We start from the raw sequence: 20,855 nt of genomic DNA on the forward strand, positions 1-20,855 counted from the left end.
CGCCGCCGGGGGTTGTCAGGGGGCCGGGAAATGGCGCTCAAGACCCTGCCACACCGCGTCGTAGTCCGACTGCAGATGGGCAGCGCCGGCCGCCTGCTCCGTGAGCGAGACGGGCCAGCGGGTCTCGAACATGAAGGCCAGTCCGTCGTCGATCTTCTGCGGCTTCAGCTCGGCGGCCGACGCCCGCTCGAAGGTCTCCCGGTCAGGGCCGTGCGCCGACATCATGTTGTGCAGCGAGCCGCCACCGGGGAGGAATCCCTCGGCCTTGGCGTCGTAGGCGCCCTCGATCAGGCCCATGTACTCGCTCATCACGTTCCGGTGGAAGTACGGCGGCCGGAAGGTGTCCTCGCCCACCAGCCAGCGGGGCGCAAAGACCACGAAGTCCACGTTCGCCAGCCCCGGGGTGTCCGACGGCGAGGTCAGTACGGTGAAGATCGACGGGTCCGGGTGGTCGTAGCTGATGGTGCCCAGCACATTGAAGCGCCGCAGGTCGTAGACGTAGGGCAGATGATTGCCGTGCCAGGCCACGACATCCAGCGGCGAGTGGTCGTAGACGGCGCTCCAGAGATTCCCGCAGAACTTGTTGACGACCTCGACCGGGACCTCCACGTCCTCGTACGCGGCTGTGGGAGCCAGGAAGTCCCGGGCGTTGGCCAGTCCGTTGGCGCCGATCGGCCCCAGATCGGGCAGCGTGAAGGGGCGCCCGTAGTTTTCGCAGACATAGCCGCGCGCGCTCTCCTCCAGCAGCTCGACGCGGAAGCGCACCCCGCGCGGGATCAGCGCCACCTGGCTCGGCTCGGCCCGCAGCAGCCCGAACTCGGTGCGCAGCAGCAGCCCGCCGCGCTCGGGGACGATCAGCAGTTCGCCGTCGGCGTCGCTGAAGACCCGGTCGGTCATCGACGCGTCGGCGGCGTACAGATGGACGGCCATGCCGCAGCGCTGCCGCGCGTCGCCGTTGCCGCCCAGCGTCCACAGGCCCGCCAGGAAGTCGGTGCCCTCGGGGGCTTCGGGCAGCGGGCCCCAGCGCAGCCGGTTCGGGTCGGGAATCGTCTCCTCGAAGGGCGCGCCGCGCAGACCGCCGTTGCCGGTGCGCATGAAGCGGGGGTGCGCTGCCGAGGGGCGGATCCGGTAGAGCCACGAGCGCCGGTTGTGCGCCCGGGGTTCTGTGAAGGCGCTGCCGCTCAACTGCTCCGCGTACAGGCCCAGGGGCGCGCGCTGGGGGGAGTTACGTCCGACGGGCAGTGCCCCCGGCTCGGCCTCACTGCTGTGCTCGTTGCCGAAGCCGGACAGATAGCTCAGGTGCGCGGCCGTCTTGCGTGCCTGCTCCCGTGCCCCGTCGGTGGAGGTGCTGGTCGTGCTGGTGGTGCTGTCGGTGCCCTGGCCCATCGCCAACTCCCGCCGCCTCATGAATTCCTGTGCAGGACCATAGGAATAACGAAGGCCCCCGTCAACGCACCACGCGTCCGGACCCCGGCGCACCACGCGCGCGAGCCCCGCGCCCCGCACACCCGGCTGCGCCGCCGCCCGCGCGGTGATCCAGGGCACTCCGAGGCCGTGCTGACACCTTGCTGACTCGACAGTAGGTTTGCCCTCATGAAGGCACACGACGGCATGTACATCGACGGCGCCTGGCGCCCCGCTGCGGGCACCGGGACGATCGAGGTCACCAACCCCGCCGACGGAACCCTCCTTGCCACCGTCCCCGCGGGCGGCCCCGAGGACGTCGAGGCGGCCGTGCGCGCCGCCCGCGCCGCGCTGCCCGGCTGGGCCGCCACCCCGCCCGCCGAGCGCGCCGCGCGCCTCGAAGCCCTCCAGCAGATCCTGGCCGACCGGCGCGAGGAGATCGCCGGGACCATCACCGCCGAGCTCGGCTCGCCGCTCGCCTTCTCGCAGAAGGTGCACGCCGCCGTGCCGATCGCGGTCTGCGCCGGCTACGCCCAGCTGGCCGCCGAGTACGCCTTCGAGGAGCAGACGGGCAACTCCCGGGTCCTGCGCGAGCCCGTCGGCGTCGTCGGTGCCATCACACCGTGGAACTACCCGCTGCACCAGATCGTCGCCAAGGCCGCCCCGGCGTTCGCCGCCGGCTGCACCATGGTGCTCAAGCCCGCCGAGGACACCCCGCTGGTGGCACAGCTTTTCGCGGAGGCCGTCCACGAGGCGGGCCTGCCCGCGGGCGTCTTCAACCTCGTCACCGGGCTCGGGCCGGTCGCCGGGCAGGCACTGGCCGAGCACGACGGCATCGACCTGCTCTCCTTCACCGGCTCCACTGCCGTCGGCCGCCGGATAGGCGCGGTGGCGGCGTCCGGTGTCAAGCGTGTCGCGCTGGAGCTCGGCGGCAAGTCGGCCAACGTCATCCTCCCCGGCGCCGACCTGAAGAAGGCCGTCAAGGTCGGCGTCGCCAACGTGATGTCCAACTCCGGCCAGACGTGCAGCGCCTGGACCCGGATGCTGGTGGACTCCGAGCGCTACGACGAGGCCGTACGGCTCGCCGCCGAAGCCGCGGCCAAATACGTCACCGGGGACCCTCTGGACGAAACCACCCGCGTCGGCCCCGTCGTCAACGCCGAGCAGCGCGAGCGCGTCACCGGCTACATCAGGCGCGGCCAGGAGGAAGGCGCCCGGCTCGTGGTGGGCGGCGCCGAGCCTCCCCCGGGCTCTTCGAGCAGGGGCCAGGAGCGCGGCCACTATGTGCGGCCCACCGTCTTCGCCGATGTCACCCCGGAGATGACCATCGCCCAGGAGGAGATCTTCGGCCCCGTGCTGTCCATCCTCAGATACGAGGACACCGAGGACGCGCTGCGCATCGCCAACGGCACCGTCTACGGCCTGGCGGGCGCCGTGTGGTCCGAGAACGAGGACGAGGCCGTCTCCTTCGCGCGCCGGATGGAGACCGGACAGGTCGACATCAACGGCGGCCGGTTCAACACCCTCGCGCCCTTCGGCGGATACAAGCAGTCGGGCGTCGGGCGGGAGCTGGGGGTCCACGGCCTGGAGGAATATCTGCAGACCAAGTCCCTCCAGTTCTGACGTCCCCCTTCCGGCCGAGGCCACCCCCCGTCCCCGCACGCCGCTTGGAGCTCGCATGGTTCGCGCCGCCGTACTGCCCGCCGTCTCGGCACCGCTGGAGGTCACCTCGATAGCCCTGCCGCAACCCGGTCCCGGCCAGGTGCGGGTGCGGCTCGCCGCGGCCGGTGTCTGCCACTCCGACCTCTCCCTCGCCAACGGCACCCTGCGCCAGCCCGTACCGGCCGTCCTCGGGCACGAGGGTGCGGGCACCGTCGTCGCCGTGGGGGAGGAGGTGCTGGATGTCGCGCCCGGTGACCGTGTCGTGCTCAACTGGGCGCCGAACTGCGGCGAGTGCCACTTCTGCGCCCAGCTGTCCGAACCCTGGCTGTGCACCCGCGCCAACGACGCCACCACCACGCCCTACGCGAGCACCCGCAGCGGCGACGGCCTCTATCCCGGGCTGAGCGTCGCCGCCTTCGCCGAGGAGACGGTCGTCCCCCGGCGCGCGGTCCTCCCGCTGCCGCCCGGGGTGCCGCTGGAGGATGCGGCGCTGCTGGGCTGCGCCATGCTCACCGGTTACGGCGCCGTGCACCACAGCGCCCGGGTGCGGGTGGGGGAGTCGGTCGCCGTGTACGGCGTGGGCGGGGTGGGCCTGGCCACCTTGCAGTCCGCCCGGCTGGCAGGTGCCGGACAGATCATCGCCGTGGACGTCTCAGCGGCCAAGGAGGAGATGGCACGGGCTGCGGGGGCCACGGACTTCGTCGTCGCCGGCGAGAAGACCGCCAAGGCCGTACGCGCGCTGACGGTGGGCGGCTACGGGGCCGACGTGGCCATCGAGTGCGTGGGCCGCGCGGAGACCGTCCGGGCAGCCTGGGACTCCACCAGGCGGGGCGGGCGTACCACCGTCGTCGGCATCGGCGGCAAGGACGAGCGCGTCTCGTTCTCCGCGCTGGAGATCTTCCACTTCGCGCGGGAGCTGCGCGGCTGCGTGTACGGGGACTCCGACCCGGCCCGGGACGTTCCGGTGCTGGCCCAGCACGTCCGGGACGGGCGGCTGGAGCTCGGGGCGCTGGTCACCGAGCGGGTGGGGCTGGAGGGGGTCGGCGACGCCTTCGCCGCGATGCGGGCCGGGCGGGGCGGGCGCACGCTGGTGGTGTTCTGAGGCGTGACCGGCCCGGCCGGCCCGGCCGGGAGCTGAGGCCGGGAACTGGGGCCGGGGCTGGGGGCTAAGCAGGCGCTCAGCGCACAGTAAGCTGGCCGGATGACGACGGGCGAGATCGACGAATCGTTTGGCGGCGTCACCCCGGATGCCGCCCGCCGCCTTCTCCTGGGCGCCGTCCAGGCATTCGCGGAGCGGGGTTTCCACGCCACCACCACCCGCGACATCGCCGGGCGTGCCGGGATGAGCCCTGCGGCGCTGTACATCCACTACAAGACCAAGGAAGAACTGCTCTTCCACATCAGCAGGGTCGGCCACGAGCGCTCCGTGGCGGTGCTGGAGGAGGCCGTTGAGGGCGCCGCCGGCAGTGCGCAGCGCCTCGCCCGCGCCGTCCGCGCGTTCGTGCGCTGGCACGCGGAGCACCACACCACGGCCCGCGTCGTCCAGTACGAGCTCGCGGCGCTCGGCGAGGAGCACTATGCGCGGATCGTGGTGCTGCGCCGCCGCAGCGAGGAGATTCTGCGCGGGGTCCTCGAAGACGGCGTCGCCGCGGGCGAGTTCGATATCCCGGACATTCGTGGTACGGCCCTCGCGGTGATGTCGCTGTGCATCGACGTCGCCCGCTGGTTCAGCCCGGAAGGCCGCAGGACGCCGGACGAGATCGGCGAGCTGTACGCCGATCTCGCACTGCGGATGGCGGGCCACCGGGCCGCCGGCGTCACCAGTAGTAGCGGCTGAGGCTCTCCGCGACACACACCGGCTTGTCGCCGCCCTCCCGTTCCACGGTCACCTGCGCGGCGACCTGAACTCCGCCGTCCGACGTCTCGTTGACGTCGGCCAGGGTCGCCCGGGCGCGCAGCCGGGAGCCGACGGGCACGGGGGCCGGGAAGCGCACCTTGTTGGTGCCGTAGTTGACGCCCATCTTCATGCCCTCGACGCGCAGGATCTGCGGGACGAGGGCGGGCAGCAGCGACAGCGTCAAGTAGCCGTGCGCGATGGTGCTGCCGAAGGGGCCCTCGGCAGCGCGCTCCGGGTCCACGTGGATCCACTGGTGGTCACCTGTCGCGTCGGCGAACAGGTCGATCCGCTTCTGGTCCACCTCCAGCCAGTCGCTGTGGCCCAGCTCCTGGCCGACCGCGGCGCGCAGCTCGTCGGCCGAGGTGAAGACCCGGGGTTCCGCCATGCGAACAGACCTCCTACGCAGATGTGTCGCGGAGCAGGCGCCGAAGGGCAGGCAGCCGAAGAGCGGGCATCGGCTAAGCGACTGCTCAGCATGTGCCTGTCAGCATGCCAGGAGCCTGCGGCGCTGCGCCACCCCCAGTCCGTGCCGGGCCCCTGTTCGCGCAGGCCGTCCGAGGCGGCAGCCCGCGGTATGGGCGCGGCGGTCCGCCGTAGGGGTTGCGGCCGGCGGCCGTGTGCCCGCTCGTTGTGGTTGTGGGGGCACCTCCCGGCCGGAGGCTGGGGGAGCAGTTCCCCGCGCCCCTTTGGGGCTCGGTCTCAGCCCTGGGAGGGCAGTGGGCTGCTGAATCCCAGCCGGGAGCCTGCACCTTGGCGGTGTGGGTTGCGGCTCTCGCGGCGGCCGGAGCCGTCGGTGCGGATCTCCGTCCGTACCCCCCGGTCCATCCGCAGGCCGCGGCGTTGCGGAGGGGTTTCGCACGCGTCATCCGTCATGGCGATCATGCGGCGCAGCACCTCGGCCAGCCGGGGAGTCGGCGGCTGGGCCGGATCGCACCGCATCAGCGACCGTCCGCCCCACGTCCTGCGGTGCCACTCGTCGAGCGCGGTGGGCTGTCTGATGCCGTTGCGTTTCTCCCGCTTACGGCGGGCCGCGACTTCGGACTCGTAGGCGAGCCAGACCGCGCGTGCCTCCTCCAGCTCTTCCAGCGCCGCGACGAGCAGCGCGGGGTCGGGTTCGCGGTCGTCGGGATGGAACCCGGCGTTTCTGCACAGGTGTTGCCATGTGGCGCGGTGGCCGTAGGGGGCGAACCGCTCCAGGCACTTGCGCAGTGCCTGTCGTCGCTGGGACGGGTCTCTGTCTGGGTCACGGACTTGTCGGGCGAGCGCTCTGAAACCGGCCAATCATCCCACCTCCGGCGGAGAGGACCCGTGTCGTCGGGGGTGTGACGTACGACCCCGCACTTCGGATCCGTCTCCGGCGATGCTTTTTCGCGCGGCGAGCGCGCACTTGCTTCGGCGTGGCGGATTACCCCGGATGTGGCCCTCTATTCCTGTAAGGGTCGATTTCCCGCCTCAGCGGACGCAGCCGCTTCCGGGCTCTCCACCTGTCACGCATACGCGACGCCGCGCGCCGCACACAGCAGAAGAACGAGCCTCGCGCCGCGGTCGTTCCCGGGTCGGTCCAGGAACGGGCTCCGGGGTTCGCCGGGCACCCCTTCCGTAACGACATACCGACTGGTTAGTCTGCCGGGCGGGTGCGGGACCGGCAGGCCGTTCTGCCGCCCGCATCCCAACGGGGCCGCAGGAGCACAAGCCCGAAGAGTGGAGGCGCAGCCGATGGAGTCCTTGCGCGACAGTTCCGTTGTCGTCACCGGAGCCGGTGGTGGCATAGGAGCGGCCCTTGCCCGCAGATTCGCCGCCGAGGGCGCGCGGGTCGTCGTCAACGACCTCGACCCGGGCCGGGCCCGCGCCGTCGCGGAAGAGATCGGCGGCATCGCCGTACCCGGCGACGCAGCCACGATCGTGGCCCCCGCGTGCGAGGCGCTCGGCGGCGCTGTCGACACGTTCTGCGCCAACGCGGGCGTCGGCACCGAGGGCGGCCCCGAGACTCCGGACGCCCAGTGGAACGCGGCCTGGGACGTCAACGTCATGGCGCACGTACGGGCCGCGCGCGAGTTGCTGCCCGGCTGGCTGGAGCGCGGGCGGGGCCGATTCGTTTCGACCGTCTCGGCGGCCGGGCTGCTGACGATGGTCGGCTCGGCGCCCTACAGCGTCACCAAGCACGCGGCCCTGGCCTTCGCGGAGTGGCTGTCGGTCAGTTACCGGCACCGTGGCGTGGACGTGCACGCCATCTGCCCGGAGGGCGTACGTACCGACATGCTGGAGGCCACCGGTGCGGCAGGCGACGTCGTGCTGCGGCCGGGGGCCATCGCACCCGAGGCAGTCGCCGACGCGCTGTTCGCCGCGCTCGCCGACGGGCGTTTCCTCGTCCTGCCGCACACCACCACCCAGGCTCACTACACGGCGCGTGCCACCGGCACGGACAACTGGCTGAGCGCCATGAACCACCTCCAGCAGAAGGTCGAGCGCCGGGAGCGCGCCGGGCTCGACGGCGCACAGCCCGTCCCGGACGGCGCGCGGGAGGAGGAGCCGGCATGACACCGGCGGCCGCCGCCAGGTACGAGGACAAGCCATGGCTCGCCCAGCTGACTGCTGCCCAGCGCGCCCCCGTCACGCCGCCCGAGACGGTGCTGCACGCCTTCCGCGCCGCTGCCCACGAGGTGCCGGACCGCACCGCGCTCGCGTACTTCGACGGCCGGCTCAGCTACGCGGAGACCGACGCCCTCTCCGACGCGGTCGCAGCGCACCTCGCCGAGCGCGGGCTGCGGAAGGGCGACCGGCTCGCCCTCATGCTGCAGAACACCCCGCACTATGTGCTCGCGCTGCTCGGCGCGTGGAAGGCGGGCGCCACCGTCGTACCCGTCAACCCGATGTACAAGGAAGGTGAGGTGGCGCACGTCCTGCAGGACGCGGAAGTCGCCGCGCTGGTGTGCTCCGACCGCGCCTGGGAGGGCCGGCTGCGCGGGGCGGCGGCCGGCAGCAGCGTGCACACCGTGCTGACGGCCTGTGAACTCGACCTCCAGATCCGCGACGACGCCCGCGTACTCGGCTTCGAGCGGTGTGCGCCCGCCGACGACGCGCAGGACCTGCTCGCCGTCGCACGCACCGGCGCACCGGCGCCCGCCGGGCGCGAGCCGGCTGCCGGGGACATCGCGCTGATCAGCTACACCTCCGGTACCAGCGGCGCGCCAAAGGGCGCCATGAACACCCATGCCAACCTCGCCTACAACGCCGAGCGGCAGCGCGTCGGTCACGGCTTCCCAGAGGGCTCCTGCATCTTCGTGCTGGCGCCGCTGTTCCACATCACCGGGATGGTGGTGGAGCTGTGCGGGTGCATCGCCAACAAGGGCACGCTAGCGCTCGCCTACCGCTTCGACGCGGGCGTCGTCCTAGACGCCTTCCTGGAGCACCGCCCCGCCTACACCGTCGGCCCCTCCACCGCGTTCATGGCGCTGGCCGCCCACCCGGGTGTGACCCGCGAGCACTTCGCCTCGTTCCGGCACATCTCCTCCGGCGGCGCGCCACTGCCGCCCGCGCTGGTGGAGAAGTTCCGCGCCGCCTTCGGCCCGTACATCGCCAACGGCTACGGGCTCACCGAGTGCTCGGCGCCGTGTGCCTCCGTACCGCCCGGGAAACAGGCGCCCGTCGACCCGGAGTCCGGCACCCTCGCGGTGGGCGTGCCGGGCCCGGACACGGTCGTGCGCATCCTGGACGAGACGGGAGCGCCGGTGCCCTTCGGGCAGCAGGGTGAGGTCGCCGTCCGCGGCCCGCAGGTCGTCCCCGGCTACTGGCGGCGGCCCGAGGAGACGGCTGCCGGTATGCCCGACGGTGAACTGCGCACCGGTGACATCGGGTTCATGGACGAGGACGGCTGGCTGTACGTCGTCGACCGCAAGAAGGACATGATCAACGCTTCCGGGTTCAAGGTCTGGCCCCGCGAGATCGAGGACGTGCTCTACGCGCACCCCGCCGTCCGTGAGGCCGCGGTGGTCGGCGTCCCGCACGAGTACCGGGGGGAGACCGTCAAGGCGTATGTCAGTCTGCGCGAGGGCACCGATGCCGCGCCGGAGGAGCTGAGCGCGTACTGCAAGGAGCGGCTGGCCGCCTACAAATATCCCCGCGAGGTGGAGATCCTCCCGGAGTTGCCCAAGACCACCAGTGGGAAGATCCTGCGGCGGGAGTTGCGTTCCCGGCGGTTGAACGAGGACCGGAGCCGGTCGAGCGGACCCGGTCGATGAACGATGAGTGAGAGGCAGGTGGCGGCCATGGCGCCCAGGGCCGGTTCGGCGGGACGTGGGGCACGTTGGGACATGCCGGGCATGATGAGCCGTCAGGACGACGGCTGGGGCGGCGACACCCCCGCACCCGTACCGCAGCGGCTGCTGGCAGCCGCCACCCGGCTCTTCGCGGAGCAGGGTTACGACCGCACCTCCGTGCAGGAGATCGTGGAGGCGGCAGGCGTCACCAAGGGCGCCCTGTACCACTACTTCGGCTCCAAGGACGACCTGCTGCACGAGATCTACGGCCGCCTGCTGCGGCTCCAGCAGGAGCGACTCGACCTGCTGGCGCAGCGCGACGCACCCGTCGAGGAGAGGCTGCGGGCGGCCGCCGCCGACGTCGTCGTCACCACCATCGACAATCTCGACGACGCCATGATCTTTTTCCGCTCCATGCACCAGCTCTCGCCCGAGAAGCAGAAGCAGGTGCGCGCGGAGCGGCGCTGCTACCACGAGAGGTTCCGCGCCCTGATCGAAGAGGGCCAGCGCGCCGGGGTGTTCAGCGACGCCACCCCCGCCGACCTCGTCGTGGACTACCACTTCGGCTCCGTACACCACCTCGGCAGCTGGTACCGGCCCGGCGGCCGGCTCACCCCCCAGCAGGTCGCCGACCATCTGGCCGACCTGCTGCTGCGGTCGCTGAGGCCGTGAGACCGCTTATGCGCGGGGGACCATCCGTACCACCCGTTGGGGGCGAAGCCCCCGCACCGGCTCAACCACAACGTTCGGCATGAAAGGACATCCCGTGCAGGCTTGGCGCGTCCATACCAACGGCGAACCGCGTGACGTGATGCGGCTGGAGGAGATATCCGAGCCCGAGCCGGGGCCCGGCCAGTTGCTGGTGCGGGTGCGGGCCGGCAACGTCAACTACCCGGACGCCATGCTGTGCCGGGGCGAGTACCAGATCCGGCCGCCGTTGCCGTTCACCCCCGGCGTGGAGCTGTGCGGCGAGATCGTCGGCGGGCCCCGGGCGGGGGAGCGGGTGCTGGGACAGCCCGTACTGCCCTGCGGCGCCTTCGGCGAACTGGCCGTCATCAGCGAGGAGAGCGCCCGGCCCGCACCGGAGGCGCTGGACGACGCCCAAGCCGCCGCGCTGCACATCGGCTACCAGACGGGCTGGTTCGGCCTCCACCGGCGCGCCCGCCTCCAGAAGGGCGAGACCCTGCTGGTGCACGCTGCCGCGGGGGGTGTCGGCAGCGCCGCCGTCCAGCTCGGCAAGGCCGCCGGGGCGCGGGTGCTGGGCGTCGTCGGCGGCGAGGCGAAGGCGGCGGTCGCCCGCGAGCTGGGCTGCGACGTCGTCATCGACCGGCGGAGCGACGATGTCGTCGCCGCCGTGAAGGAGGCCACCGGCGGCAAGGGGGCCGATGTCGTCTACGACCCGGTCGGGGGTGACGCCTACGCGGCGTCCGCCAAATCCGTCGCCTTCGAGGGGCGCATCGTGGTCGTCGGCTTCGCCAGTGGCGCGGTGCCCACACCGGGGCTCAACCACGCGCTGGTGAAGAACTATTCGATCCTCGGCCTGCATTGGGGGCTTTACGCGCAGAAGGAGCCGTCGGCCGTCGACCGCTGCCACGAGGAGCTGACCCGTCTCGCCGCTGAAGGCGCGGTCGAACCGCTGGTGAGCGAGCGGGTGGCGCTGGACGGCGCTGCGGACGCCGTCCAGCGGGTCTTCGACGGGGTGACCACAGGGCGGGTGGTGGTCGAGCTCGGATGAACCCGCACGGGCGGTCAGCCGACCGCCCGTGCGGCAGCGCGCCCCGCCGTACGGCCCGAGAAGAGGCAGCCGCCCAGGAAGGTGCCCTCCAAGGACCGGTAGCCGTGCACGCCGCCGCCTCCGAAACCGGCGGCCTCGCCTGCCGCGTAGACACCCGGAATGGGGTCTCCCCTGTTCGAGCGAAGCCGAGAACTTGGGGAAGGGTCTCCGCCCTCCGTGAGCACGCGCGAGGACAGATCCGTCTCCAGCCCGCCCAGTGTCTTCCGCGTCAGGATGTTGAGGCGTACGGCGATCAGCGGACCGGCGGCGGGATCGAGCAGCCGGTGCGGGATCGCGACGCGGATGAGCCGGTCGCCCAGATAGCGCCGGGCGCCATGCATCGCCGTGATCTGCAGGTCCTTGGTGAAGGGGTTGCGGATCTCGCGGTCCCTGGCGGCGATCTCGCGCCGCAACGCGTCGGCCTCGATCAGCTTGTCCCCCGTCAGTTCGTTCATGCGGCGGGCCAGCGCGGCGACATCGCGCTCGATCACGAAATCGACGCCGTTGTCCATGAACGCCTGCACAGGGCCGGGCGCGCCGCCGCGTGCCCGGCCGAGGACATCGCGTACGGACCGCCCGGTCAGGTCCGGATTCTGTTCGGACCCGGACAGCGTGAACTCCTTCTCGATGATCTTCTGGCTCAGTACGAACCAGGTGTAGCCGTAGCCGGTCCGCATGATGTGGTCGAGGGTGCCCAGGGTGTCGAAGCCGGGGAAGAGCGGGACCGGCAGCCGCTGTCCGGTGGCGTCCAGCCATAGGGAGGAGGGGCCGGGCAGGATGCGGATGCCGTGCCCGGCCCAGATCGGGTTCCAGTTCTCGATGCCCTCGGTGTAGTGCCACATCCGGTCGCGGTTGATGAGCCGTCCGCCCGCCTGCTCCGTGACGCCGAGCATCAGCCCGTCCACGTGCGCCGGGACGCCGGAGAGCAGCTTCTCGGGCGGAGTGCCCAGCCGCTCGGGCCAGTTGGCGCGCACCAGGTCGTGGTTGCCGCCGATGCCGCCGGAGGTGACGATCACGGCCTGGGCACGCAGCTCGAAGCGGCCGTCGACCTCCCGGCTGCTGGCCGTGCCGCGCCGTGCGTCGCTGGGTACCAGTACCTCGCCGGTCACGGTGTCCACCGTCCCCGCCGTACGTGAGAGACCGGTGACGCGGTGCCGGAAGCGCAGCTCGACCAGGCCCCGCTCCACGCCCGCGCGTACCCGGCGCTCGAACGGCTCGACGAGTCCGGGCCCGGTGCCCCAGGTGATGTGGAAGCGGGGTACCGAGTTGCCGTGGCCGCCCGCGTCGTAGCCGCCGCGCTCGGCCCAGCCGACCACGGGGAAGAGCTTCAGCCCCTGGGAGCGGAGCCAGGCCCGCTTCTCACCGGCGGCGAAATCCACATACGCCTCGGCCCAGCGGCGCGGCCAGTGGTCCTCCGGCCGGTCGAAGCCGGCCGTGCCCAGCCAGTCCTGCCAGGCCAGCTCGCGGCTGTCCTTGATACGCAGCCGGCGCTGTTCGGGGGAGTCGACGAAGAAGAGGCCGCCGAAGGACCAGTGCGCCTGGCCGCCGAGCGACTGTTCGGGCTCCTGGTCGAGGAGGATGACGCGCCGCCCGGCGTCGGCGAGTTCGGCCGTCGCGGCAAGGCCCGCCAGCCCGGCTCCGACCACGATCACATCGGCGTCGTACGCCATGCTCCCACCTCTCGTACAGCTGCACCCGACCGGTGACCGGAGAGTAACCTTCGGCCGGGCCGTCGGACACCCCTTCGGAACCGTCTGCGTCAACGGTGGTGCTTGGATGGGCGTATGACGGAGCAGGGGCGCGCGGCGGACGAGCTGCTGGACATCGTGGACGAGCAGGACCGGGTCATCGGGCAGCGGCTGCGCTGTGAGGTCTACGCGAAGCGGCTGCGGCACCGCAGCACCTCCATCCGGGTGCGGGACGCCGCGGGCCGGATCTTCGTGCACCGCCGCACCCCGACCAAGCTGATCTTCCCCGGGATGTACGACGTCGTGGTGGGCGGCGTGGTGGGCGCCGGTGAGGACTACGACACGGCGGCGCTCCGGGAGGCCGAGGAGGAGCTGGGCGTCAGCGGGCTGCCGCAGCCCGAGCGGCGGCTGAAGTTCCTCTTCGAGACGCCCGCATTCTCCTGGTTCCTCCAGGTGTACGAGGTGGTGTGCACGCTGCCCGTCCAGCCGCAGCCCGAGGAGGTCGAGTGGTGGGACTTCCTCCCGGAGGACGAGCTGGAGCGGCGGCTGGACGGCTGGGCGGCGGAGGGAAAGGTCGTCCCGGACGGTCTGGAGTGTCACCGCCGCCTCTCGGCGCGGTCGGGGCTGTAAGGGCCCAGGAGCCGGGGCGTGGGTGTCCCACCGGAAGTGCGCCGCAGGTCACGGCGTACGGTTGAGCCATGCGCAACCGGATCTCGGGGACCCTCCGGCTGTGGTTCGCACCTCAGCGGCTCAGGGACGAGGGCACCACACCCGACTACCGCTTCTCCCTCGCCAACGAGCGCACCTTCCTCGCCTGGATCCGCACCGCGCTGGCCCTGGTGGCGGGCGGGATCGCGGTCGACCAGTTCCTGACGGACCTGCGCTGGGGCGTGCGGACGGGCGTCGCGATCGTGCTGCTGGCCGGTGCGGCGCTGTGCGCCTTCCGCGCGGTGAACCACTGGGTGCGCTGCGAACGTGCCATGCGCCGCGGTGAGGATCTGCCCGCCTCGCGCTTCCCGGTGCTGCTGGCGAGCGGCACGGCGTTTGCGGCGCTGCTGGTCATCGCCATCGTCGTGCTCGGCCTGGCGGGCCGGTGACCGGCCGTCCGACGGCCCGCGGACCGGGCGTGGGCACGCCGCGCGACCCGGAGGTGGGCCGCGATCCGGGCGCGCAGCCGGAGCGTACCTGGCTGGCCTGGCGCCGTACGACGCTCACCTGCGCCGTCTCCGTCGCGCTGGCGGCGCGGGTGGCGCTCGCGCAGCCGTCGGGCCCCGCCGTTGCGGCCGCCGCTCTCGGGGCGCTGGCCTGGGTCGGCCTGCTGATCACGGCCCACCGGCGGATCGGCGGACTGTCCCGGGCCCGGCCGGGGACGATGGGTGCCGCCGAGACCCTGGGGACGCTGGTCTGCGTATTCGTACTGATCGGTGTGGGGGGAATGATGCTGCTGTGAACGGCCGGGAGGGCGCACCGGGGCCGCTCGTCGTCGTGATGGGGGTGTCCGGGTCGGGCAAGAGCACCGTCGGCGAATGGCTGGCGGAGGCGCTCGGCCTGCCGTTCGCCGACGCGGACGACTTCCACCCGGAGCAGAACATCGAGAAGATGTCGGCCGGTGTCCCGCTGGACGACGATGACCGGGCGCCGTGGCTGGACGCGATGGCCGACTGGCTGGCCGGCCGCGCCGACGGCGGTGCCGTACTGGTCTGTTCGGCGCTCAAGCACCGCTACCGCGAGCGGCTGCGCCGGGCGTCCCCGCGGCTGTTCTTCGTGCACCTGGACGGCTCCTACGAGCTGATCGCCGCCCGGCTGGCCCGGCGCAAGGGCCACTTCATGCCACCGAGCCTGCTGCGCTCGCAGTTCGACGCCTTGGAGCCGCTCGGCGAGGACGAGCGGGGGGTCACCGTTTCCGCTGCCGGTACGCCGGGGGAGACCCGCGCCGCGGTGCGCAGCGCGCTGGCGCGCGCGGGGGTGTGCTGAGGGCTTCGCCGCGAGGGGTGGCCACTGGCCGGGTCAGGCGAGCGCGACGGCGGTCAGGATCAGCACGCCGACCGTGAGAACGATGATCAGCGCGAGTCCGGACGGGTTGCGGTGGTTGAGGACGTAGCCGTTCCTGTACCGCTCGTCGCGTACGAACAGCGGCTCGTTGTCACCCATGGGCATACCCCGAGGCTAGGGCGCGACCGGTGGGTGTGTCATGGGACTTCGGGCGGAAAGCGGTGCATCACACACCGAGCCAGCAGCATGCGGGTCAATCCGGACCTGAGAGGGCGGAGCCGGGGAAGACGCGCCCCGAAGGGGCGCGGGGAACTGCGCGACCAGCCACAAACAACCCGCAGCCTGCGGACGTCGGGAAGGGGCACCCCCTGGCCAGCAACGGGAGAGACCCGGAGATCGTGTCCGGTTCACGCCGTCGCGGCGGGAAATGGGCGTCGGCAGCGCAAAGAGAGAGAGCCACCCCTGGACGCGCATACCGACTAGTCGGCATGATCGTGCCGAGCGATGTCGAAGGAGCGCGCACGATGAGCGAACAGAATCCGCCCGGTCTCGATCCGGCACGGCTGGCCGCGCACCTGGAGCGGGAGTGTCCGGGGCTGATACGGGGGCCGCTGAGCGCCGAGGTCGTGCAGGGCGGCCGGTCGAACCTGACGTACCGGGTCACGGACGGAACGGGCCGGTGGGTGGTGCGGCGTCCGCCGCTCGGCCACGTACTGGCCACCGCGCACGACATGGCCCGCGAGCACCGTGTCATCAGCGCGCTGCGCGACACCGCCGTGCCGGTGCCGGGGACGGTGCTGCTGTGCGAGGACCCGGACGTGATCGGGGCGCCGTTCTATGTGATGGAGCACGTCGACGGCACCCCGTACCGCACGGCCGAGGAGCTCGCCCCGCTCGGACCCGGGCGCACCCGCGAGATCGTGCTGGCGCTGCCCGACACGCTGGTGGCGCTGCATGCCGTCGATCCGGAAGCGGTGGGGCTGGCCGGCTTCGGGCGGCCCGAAGGCTTTCTGGAGCGGCAACTGCGGCGCTGGGGCAAGCAGCTGGAGGCGTCCCGCAGTCGTGAGCTGGCCGGTATCGACGAACTGCGCACCGCGCTCGGCGAGACGCTGCCCGACTCGCCGCGGCCCACCGTCGTGCACGGCGACTTCCGCCTGGACAACGTGCTGGTGGACGCCGACGACGAGGTTGCCGCGGTGCTCGACTGGGAGATGTCCACCCTCGGCGACCCGCTGACCGACCTCGGGCTGCTGGCGATGTACAGCGAGCGCCAGGACGTGCCCGACTCGCCGGTCAGCACCACAAGCGGGGCAGCGGGCCACCCCTCCGCGGCCGAGCTGATCGAGCGGTACGCCGAACTGTCGGGACGCGATGTGTCCCGGATCAACTGGTACACCGCGTTCGCCTACTTCAAGCTCGCCGTGATCCTCGAGGGCATCCACTACCGCTTCACGCTCGGCCAGACCGTCGGCGCGGGCTTCGACCGGATCGGCGAGCTCGTGCCGGTCTTCATCGACAGCGGACTCACCACTTTGCGGAAGGGCTGAGCAGCAGATGGACTTCGCATACGACGCGCGTACGGAGGAGCTGCGCGAGCGGCTGCTCGCCTTCATGGACGCGCATGTGTACCCGGCCGAGCGGGTGGCCGAGGAGCAGCGCGCCGAGCAGGACTCGCCCTGGTCCACCGTGCCGGTCCAGGAGGAACTGAAGGCCACGGCACGGAAGCTGGGGCTGTGGAACCTGTTCCTTGTAAACGAGCACAGCTTTGTGAACGAGCACAGCCTGCCCGACGAGGAGTACGGCGCGGGGCTCACCAACCTCCAGTACGCGCCGCTGGCCGAGATCACCGGCCGCAGCCCGCAGTTGGCGCCGACCGCGCTCAACTGCGCGGCCCCGGACACCGGGAACATGGAGCTGCTGGCCCAGTTCGGCTCGCCCGAGCAGCGGAAGCGGTGGCTGGAGCCGCTGTTGGCGGGCGAGATCCGCTCGGCCTTCGCGATGACCGAGCCGGACGTCGCCTCCTCGGACGCCACCAACATCGCCACCCGCATCCGGCGGGAGGGCGACACCTATGTCATCTCGGGCCGTAAGTGGTACATCTCCGGGGCCATGCATCCGGACTGTGCCGTCTTCATCGTCATGGGGAAGACCGACCCGGACGGCGAGGACGTACGCCGCCAGCAGTCCATGGTGCTGGTCCCGCGTGACACCCCCGGCGTGGAGGTGCGCCGTGCGATGTCCGTCTACGGCTACGAGGACCACTACCACGGCGGTCACGCCGAGGTGGTCTTCCACGACGTACGCGTCCCGGCGGCCAACCTCGTCGGCGAGGAGGGCGGCGGTTTCGCCATCGCGCAGGCCCGGCTCGGCCCGGGCCGTATCCACCACTGCATGCGGCTGATCGGGATGGCCGAGCGGGCCATCGAGCTGATGTGCCGGCGGGCGCTGGACCGAACGGCCTTCGGTAAGCCGCTGGCCCGGCAGGGCGTGGTGCACGAGTGGATCGCCGACGCGCGGGTGCAGGTCGAGCAGTTGCGGCTGCTGGTGCTGAAGACGGCGTGGCTGATGGACACCGTCGGCAACCGGGGCGCCCACACCGAGATCCAGGCGATAAAGATCGCCACCCCGCGCGCGGTGGTGCGGATCATCGACGACGCCGTACAGCTGCACGGGGCCGGCGGGGTCTCCCAGGACTTCCCCCTCGCCCACCTGTGGGCCTCAGCGCGTACCCTGCGGTTGGCCGACGGCCCGGACGAGGTGCACCAGCGCTCACTGGCCCGCCGAGAGCTGAAGCGCCACGCCTAGGGCTTGCCCGGTATGTCTTGCGCACCGGGGCTGCGCTTGCCCACCCTGCGCCCTGGGGGTACCCCCTGCTCGAAGAGCTTGGGGGAGCAGACTGCCCAAGCTTTGCAGCGGAGGTGCGCCCCGAAGGGGCGCGGGGAACTGCGCGACCAGCCACAAACGACCCGTAGCCTGCGGACGGCGGACAGGGGCAGCCCCTCTCCAGAGGAGAGGCACTACTCCGGCGGGGGCCCGAGGCCGCCGTGCCGCACGGCGGGGCGGCGGCCCGGCGGCGGGGACGGCTCGGGCCGCGGCGGCGGGCGCCGCACCTGGTGCGTCCGAGGCGTCCCGCAGGCCAGCGTGAAACGCTTACCGCAGTGGCACAGCTCCAGCGGCTCGCCCTCCAGCAGCGTGTACGTGGCCGTCGTCCCGGCGAGGTCCACCCGCAGCCGCCGCTCCCGCACCTGCACCGTGAAGGCCAGCCGGCTCAGCTGTTCGGGCAGCAAGGGAGCGAAGTCCAGCGTGCCGCGCCGCAGCCGCATCCCGCCGAACCCGGCGACCAGCGCGATCCAGGCGCCGGCCAGCGAGGCGATGTGCAGCCCGTCGCGGGTGTTGCTCTCCAGGTCCTCCAGGTCCATCAGCGCGGCCTCGCCCACATAGTCGTAGGCGAGCCGCAGATGACCGACCTCGGCGGCCATCACGGCCTGGCAGCAGGCGGAGAGCGAGGAGTCGCGGACCGTCATCTGCTCGTAGTAGGCGAAGTTACGGGCCTTCTGCTCGGCGTCGAAGGCATCACCGCGCTTGTAGAGGGCCAGCACCAGGTCGGCCTGTTTGATGACCTGTTTGCGGTACAGGTCGAAGTACGGGTAGTGCAGCATCAGCGGATACTGGTCGGGCCCCGTCGCGGCGAAATCCCACATCTGGTGCCCGGTGAAGCCGGCCGACTGTTCATGGACCCCCAGCGTCTCGTTGAACGGTAGGGCCACCGCGTCCGCCGCGTCCCGCCAGGCCGCTGCCTCCTCGTCGTCCACCCCCAGCGCGGCAGCTTCCTCGGTGTACCGCTCCACGGCATCGGCGGCGGCGCGCAGGTTCTGCTGCGCCATCAGGTTGGTGTAGAGGTTGTCGTCCGCGACGGCGCTGTACTCGTCAGGGCCGGTGACGCCGTCGAAGTGGAAGGCGCCGTGGTGGTCGTGGTGGCCCAGCGAGTGCCACAGCCGGGCGGTCTCGACCAGGATCTCCACCGCCGTCTCGCGCTCGAACTCCACGTCGCCGGTGGCGTCGACGTACCGTACGACGGCGTCCGCGATGTCCGCGTTGACGTGGAAGGCGGCGGTACCGGCCGGCCAGTAGGCGGAACACTCCGAACCGTCGATCGTCCGCCAGGGGAAGGTGGCTCCCCGCAGGCCGAGCTTGCGGGCCCTCTCGCGCGCGGCGGGCAGCGTCTCCTGCCGCCAGCGCAGCGCTTCGGCCACCGAGTCCGGCGAGGTGTAGGTGAGCACCGGCAGCACGAACTGCTCGCTGTCCCAGAAGGAGTGGCCGTCGTAACCGGAACCGGTCAGCCCCTTCGAGGGGATGGCGCGCTTCTCGGCACGGGCGCCCGCCTGAAGCACGTGGAAGAGCGCGAAGCGCACCGCCTGCTGGATCTCCGCGTCGCCGTCCACCTCCACATCGGCGCGGGCCCAGAAGTTGTCCAGATACTCCCGCTGCTGCTGCACCAGTCCCTGCCAGCCCTTGCTGCGGGCACCGGCCAGTGCCGCGTCGACCTGGTCGCGTACCGCGGGCAGCGAACGGGCTCCGGACCAGCCGTAGGCGACCAGCTTCTCCACCCGCAGCGGTTCGCCGGGCTGCAGTTCGGCGGTGACGGTGAGCCGGGCGACGTTCTCCCCGCTCTCGCTGGAGGTGTTGGTCGACGCCGGTCCGTGCACGGTGTGGTCGGCCGCCGCACCGACCCGCAGCCCGCTGCGCTCGGTGCAGTGCACCAGCCGCAGCCGCATCTCGTGGGCGAAGTTCTCCTCCGGCAGCAGCACATCCTCCAGCGCGGCGGCGACCCGCGGGTCGCCGCCGGTCTTCTGTGGCAGCTGCTCGTTGGCGACCAGCTCCGACTGCACGACGATCCGGACGTCGGAGTCCAGCGGTTCCACCTCATAGTCGACGGCGGCGATGGCGCGCTGGCTGAAGGAGACCAGCCGGGTCGAGGTCACCCGTACGGTGCAGCCGGCCGGCGAGCTCCACTCGCAGACCCGGCGCAGCAGCCCCGTCCGCAGATCCAGTACGCGCTCGTGGAAGCGCAGCTTGCCGTAGCGGACGTCGAACGGCTCGTCGTCGACGAGCAGTCGCATGATCTTGCCGTTGGTGACGTTGATGACGGTCTGCCCGGACTCGGGATAGCCGTAGCCCGCCTCCGCGTACGGCAGCGGGTGCAGCTCGTGCACCCCGTTGAGATAGGTGCCCGGCAGTCCGTGCGGCTCGCCCTCGTCGAGATTGCCGCGCCAGCCGATGTGCCCGTTGGAGAGGGCGAAGACGGACTCGCTCTGCGGGAGGACGTCCAGATGCAGCTCGGTCTCCCGCAGGGACCACGGCTGTACGGCGTAGCAGGAGTGGCTGATCACGGGCGCTCCCTCCCCGGCACATGCTCCGGCTCGCGGTCCGGGAGCAGCTGTTGCAGGTCCTGGACGACGGTGTCGGCGCCGTGTGCGCGCAACGCGTCGGCCTGTCCCGTCCGGTCGACCCCCACGACGTACCCGAAGTGTCCGGCCCGGCCGGCGTCCATCCCGGCCAGCGCGTCCTCGAAGACCGCCGACTCGCCCGCAGGTACGCCCAGTTCCTCGGCGGCGGCGAGAAAGGTGTCGGGGTGCGGCTTGCCGGGCAGTCGGCGTTCCCTGGCCACGATGCCGTCGATCCGTACGTCGAACCGGTCCTCGATGCCGACCGAGGCGAGGACGTCGCGGCAGTTGGCGCTGGAGGAGACCACCGCAGTCCGCAGCCGGGCCGTGCGCACCGCGTACAGATAGCGCAGCGAGCCGTCGTACGCCTCGACGCCGTCCTTGCGGATCTTCGCCAGCAGCAGCTCGTTCTTGCGGTTGCCCAGCCCGTGCACGGTCTCCCGGCCGGGCGGGTCGTCGTCGGTGCCCTCCGGCAGCTGGATGCCGCGCGAGGCGAGGAAGGTGCGTACGCCGTCGGCACGCGGGCGCCCATCCACGTAAGCGTCGTACTCCGCCACCGGGTCGAAGGGGCGGAAGCCGGGCCCTTCGCGGTCGCGCAGATAGGCGTCGAACATCTCCTTCCAGGCGGCAGCGTGCACGACGGCCGTCTTGGTGAGCACACCGTCGAGATCGAACAGACATGCGCGGATGCTGTCCGGCAGACCGAGGTTCGTCATGCGTGCCGGGTCCCCTGGCCGC

Annotated in this window: 20 protein-coding genes; 13 read left to right on the forward strand and 7 right to left on the reverse strand. The window is 71.7% G+C overall.

Annotated features, from left to right (window positions below; genetic code table 11):
* Positions 1 to 15: 15 nt before the first annotated feature.
* The gene (gene hmgA, locus ACTWQF_RS10785; protein WP_443279464.1) at positions 16 to 1,386 is read right to left on the reverse strand and encodes a homogentisate 1,2-dioxygenase; all 1,371 of its coding nucleotides are present in this window, start codon (positions 1,384 to 1,386) and stop codon (positions 16 to 18) included.
* A 207-nt stretch (positions 1,387 to 1,593) separates the two neighbouring features.
* Between hmgA and ACTWQF_RS10790 the strand changes: the two genes are divergently transcribed.
* The 3 genes from ACTWQF_RS10790 to ACTWQF_RS10800 all read left to right on the forward strand — a co-directional run bounded on the left by ACTWQF_RS10790 (position 1,594) and on the right by ACTWQF_RS10800 (position 4,903).
* On the forward strand, positions 1,594 to 3,027 hold the full coding sequence (locus ACTWQF_RS10790; protein WP_443278970.1) for an aldehyde dehydrogenase family protein: 1,434 nt from the start codon (positions 1,594 to 1,596) through the stop codon (positions 3,025 to 3,027).
* A 55-nt stretch (positions 3,028 to 3,082) separates the two neighbouring features.
* Positions 3,083 to 4,168 carry a zinc-binding dehydrogenase gene (locus tag ACTWQF_RS10795; RefSeq protein WP_443278971.1) on the forward strand — a complete coding sequence of 362 codons (1,086 nt, stop codon included), beginning with the start codon at positions 3,083 to 3,085 and terminating at the stop codon, positions 4,166 to 4,168.
* Between the two features lie 99 nt (positions 4,169 to 4,267).
* On the forward strand, positions 4,268 to 4,903 hold the full coding sequence (locus ACTWQF_RS10800; RefSeq protein ID WP_443278972.1) for a TetR/AcrR family transcriptional regulator: 636 nt from the start codon (positions 4,268 to 4,270) through the stop codon (positions 4,901 to 4,903).
* Here ACTWQF_RS10800 and ACTWQF_RS10805 read toward each other — a convergent pair.
* Together ACTWQF_RS10805 and ACTWQF_RS10810 are read right to left on the reverse strand one after the other, a co-directional pair.
* Positions 4,884 to 5,348 carry a MaoC family dehydratase gene (locus tag ACTWQF_RS10805; RefSeq protein ID WP_443278973.1) on the reverse strand — a complete coding sequence of 155 codons (465 nt, stop codon included), beginning with the start codon at positions 5,346 to 5,348 and terminating at the stop codon, positions 4,884 to 4,886. The genes ACTWQF_RS10800 and ACTWQF_RS10805 overlap by 20 nt on opposite strands.
* A 314-nt stretch (positions 5,349 to 5,662) precedes the next feature.
* Positions 5,663 to 6,244 (reverse strand): hypothetical protein, encoded by a 582-nt coding sequence (locus ACTWQF_RS10810; protein ID WP_443278974.1) that lies wholly within the window; start codon positions 6,242 to 6,244, stop codon positions 5,663 to 5,665.
* A gap of 435 nt (positions 6,245 to 6,679) precedes the next feature.
* Between ACTWQF_RS10810 and ACTWQF_RS10815 the strand changes: the two genes are divergently transcribed.
* From ACTWQF_RS10815 to ACTWQF_RS10830, 4 genes are all read left to right on the forward strand, one after another.
* Positions 6,680 to 7,501 (forward strand): SDR family oxidoreductase, encoded by an 822-nt coding sequence (locus ACTWQF_RS10815; protein ID WP_443278975.1) that lies wholly within the window; start codon positions 6,680 to 6,682, stop codon positions 7,499 to 7,501.
* A complete protein-coding gene (locus ACTWQF_RS10820; protein ID WP_443278976.1) occupies positions 7,498 to 9,201 on the forward strand; it encodes a class I adenylate-forming enzyme family protein in 1,704 nt (567 codons plus the stop codon). The genes ACTWQF_RS10815 and ACTWQF_RS10820 overlap by 4 nt, the downstream gene beginning before the upstream one ends.
* An 84-nt stretch (positions 9,202 to 9,285) precedes the next feature.
* Entirely contained in the window at positions 9,286 to 9,891 is a 606-nt protein-coding gene (locus ACTWQF_RS10825) for a TetR/AcrR family transcriptional regulator (protein WP_443279465.1), read from the forward strand.
* A gap of 94 nt (positions 9,892 to 9,985) precedes the next feature.
* Positions 9,986 to 10,954 (forward strand): NADPH:quinone oxidoreductase family protein, encoded by a 969-nt coding sequence (locus ACTWQF_RS10830; RefSeq protein ID WP_443279466.1) that lies wholly within the window; start codon positions 9,986 to 9,988, stop codon positions 10,952 to 10,954.
* A 14-nt stretch (positions 10,955 to 10,968) separates the two neighbouring features.
* Here the strand turns inward: ACTWQF_RS10830 and ACTWQF_RS10835 are convergent, their stop codons facing one another.
* Positions 10,969 to 12,663, reverse strand: a complete 1,695-nt coding sequence (locus ACTWQF_RS10835) for an FAD-binding dehydrogenase (protein ID WP_443278977.1) — start codon at positions 12,661 to 12,663, stop codon at positions 10,969 to 10,971.
* A 114-nt stretch (positions 12,664 to 12,777) separates the two neighbouring features.
* On the opposite strand from ACTWQF_RS10835, the gene ACTWQF_RS10840 reads away from it, so the two are divergent.
* From ACTWQF_RS10840 to ACTWQF_RS10855, 4 genes are all read left to right on the forward strand, one after another.
* Positions 12,778 to 13,311 (forward strand): NUDIX domain-containing protein, encoded by a 534-nt coding sequence (locus ACTWQF_RS10840; RefSeq protein WP_443278978.1) that lies wholly within the window; start codon positions 12,778 to 12,780, stop codon positions 13,309 to 13,311.
* A gap of 68 nt (positions 13,312 to 13,379) precedes the next feature.
* Entirely contained in the window at positions 13,380 to 13,778 is a 399-nt protein-coding gene (locus ACTWQF_RS10845; protein WP_443278979.1) for a YidH family protein, read from the forward strand.
* Between the two features lie 29 nt (positions 13,779 to 13,807).
* On the forward strand, positions 13,808 to 14,131 hold the full coding sequence (locus tag ACTWQF_RS10850; RefSeq protein WP_443278980.1) for a DUF202 domain-containing protein: 324 nt from the start codon (positions 13,808 to 13,810) through the stop codon (positions 14,129 to 14,131).
* 38 nt (positions 14,132 to 14,169) lie between these two features.
* Complete coding sequence (locus tag ACTWQF_RS10855) at positions 14,170 to 14,655, forward strand: gluconokinase (RefSeq protein WP_443279467.1); 486 nt, start codon at positions 14,170 to 14,172, stop codon at positions 14,653 to 14,655.
* A gap of 33 nt (positions 14,656 to 14,688) precedes the next feature.
* Here ACTWQF_RS10855 and ACTWQF_RS10860 read toward each other — a convergent pair whose 3' ends face one another.
* Positions 14,689 to 14,838: a hypothetical protein gene (locus tag ACTWQF_RS10860; RefSeq protein ID WP_443278981.1), complete on the reverse strand. Its 150-nt coding sequence runs from the start codon at positions 14,836 to 14,838 to the stop codon at positions 14,689 to 14,691.
* Positions 14,839 to 15,197: 359 nt separating this feature from the next.
* Here ACTWQF_RS10860 and ACTWQF_RS10865 point away from each other — a divergent pair, with 359 nt between their 5' ends.
* On the forward strand, positions 15,198 to 16,220 hold the full coding sequence (locus ACTWQF_RS10865; protein ID WP_443278982.1) for a phosphotransferase family protein: 1,023 nt from the start codon (positions 15,198 to 15,200) through the stop codon (positions 16,218 to 16,220).
* Between the two features lie 7 nt (positions 16,221 to 16,227).
* Positions 16,228 to 17,478 (forward strand): acyl-CoA dehydrogenase family protein, encoded by a 1,251-nt coding sequence (locus ACTWQF_RS10870; RefSeq protein WP_443278983.1) that lies wholly within the window; start codon positions 16,228 to 16,230, stop codon positions 17,476 to 17,478.
* Between the two features lie 212 nt (positions 17,479 to 17,690).
* Here ACTWQF_RS10870 and ACTWQF_RS10875 read toward each other — a convergent pair whose 3' ends face one another.
* Both ACTWQF_RS10875 and ACTWQF_RS10880 read right to left on the reverse strand, forming a co-directional pair.
* Positions 17,691 to 20,063 (reverse strand): glycoside hydrolase family 65 protein, encoded by a 2,373-nt coding sequence (locus tag ACTWQF_RS10875; protein WP_443278984.1) that lies wholly within the window; start codon positions 20,061 to 20,063, stop codon positions 17,691 to 17,693.
* Positions 20,060 to 20,833 carry a beta-phosphoglucomutase family hydrolase gene (locus ACTWQF_RS10880; protein ID WP_443278985.1) on the reverse strand — a complete coding sequence of 258 codons (774 nt, stop codon included), beginning with the start codon at positions 20,831 to 20,833 and terminating at the stop codon, positions 20,060 to 20,062. The genes ACTWQF_RS10875 and ACTWQF_RS10880 overlap by 4 nt, the downstream gene beginning before the upstream one ends.
* Between the last annotated feature and the right edge of the window lie 22 nt (positions 20,834 to 20,855).

This window comes from Streptomyces sp. 8N114, assembly GCF_052245835.1.
Taxonomy (GTDB): domain Bacteria; phylum Actinomycetota; class Actinomycetes; order Streptomycetales; family Streptomycetaceae; genus Streptomyces.

Excerpts from the sequence above, each read along its gene's own strand:
- ACTWQF_RS10865 (WP_443278982.1), top strand. The coding sequence starts at position 15,198 with ATGAGCGAACAGAATCCGCCCGGTCTCGATCCGGCACGGCTGGCCGCG.
- ACTWQF_RS10855 (WP_443279467.1), top strand. The coding sequence starts at position 14,170 with ATGGGGGTGTCCGGGTCGGGCAAGAGCACCGTCGGCGAATGGCTGGCG.
- ACTWQF_RS10825 (WP_443279465.1), top strand. The coding sequence starts at position 9,286 with ATGAGCCGTCAGGACGACGGCTGGGGCGGCGACACCCCCGCACCCGTA.
- ACTWQF_RS10835 (WP_443278977.1), bottom strand. The coding sequence starts at position 12,663 with ATGGCGTACGACGCCGATGTGATCGTGGTCGGAGCCGGGCTGGCGGGC.
- ACTWQF_RS10860 (WP_443278981.1), bottom strand. The coding sequence starts at position 14,838 with ATGCCCATGGGTGACAACGAGCCGCTGTTCGTACGCGACGAGCGGTAC.
- ACTWQF_RS10845 (WP_443278979.1), top strand. The coding sequence starts at position 13,380 with ATGCGCAACCGGATCTCGGGGACCCTCCGGCTGTGGTTCGCACCTCAG.
- hmgA (WP_443279464.1), bottom strand. The coding sequence starts at position 1,386 with ATGGGCCAGGGCACCGACAGCACCACCAGCACGACCAGCACCTCCACC.
- ACTWQF_RS10870 (WP_443278983.1), top strand. The coding sequence starts at position 16,228 with ATGGACTTCGCATACGACGCGCGTACGGAGGAGCTGCGCGAGCGGCTG.
- ACTWQF_RS10805 (WP_443278973.1), bottom strand. The coding sequence starts at position 5,348 with ATGGCGGAACCCCGGGTCTTCACCTCGGCCGACGAGCTGCGCGCCGCG.
- ACTWQF_RS10790 (WP_443278970.1), top strand. The coding sequence starts at position 1,594 with ATGAAGGCACACGACGGCATGTACATCGACGGCGCCTGGCGCCCCGCT.
- ACTWQF_RS10840 (WP_443278978.1), top strand. The coding sequence starts at position 12,778 with ATGACGGAGCAGGGGCGCGCGGCGGACGAGCTGCTGGACATCGTGGAC.
- ACTWQF_RS10800 (WP_443278972.1), top strand. The coding sequence starts at position 4,268 with ATGACGACGGGCGAGATCGACGAATCGTTTGGCGGCGTCACCCCGGAT.
- ACTWQF_RS10820 (WP_443278976.1), top strand. The coding sequence starts at position 7,498 with ATGACACCGGCGGCCGCCGCCAGGTACGAGGACAAGCCATGGCTCGCC.
- ACTWQF_RS10880 (WP_443278985.1), bottom strand. The coding sequence starts at position 20,833 with ATGACGAACCTCGGTCTGCCGGACAGCATCCGCGCATGTCTGTTCGAT.
- ACTWQF_RS10795 (WP_443278971.1), top strand. The coding sequence starts at position 3,083 with ATGGTTCGCGCCGCCGTACTGCCCGCCGTCTCGGCACCGCTGGAGGTC.
- ACTWQF_RS10815 (WP_443278975.1), top strand. The coding sequence starts at position 6,680 with ATGGAGTCCTTGCGCGACAGTTCCGTTGTCGTCACCGGAGCCGGTGGT.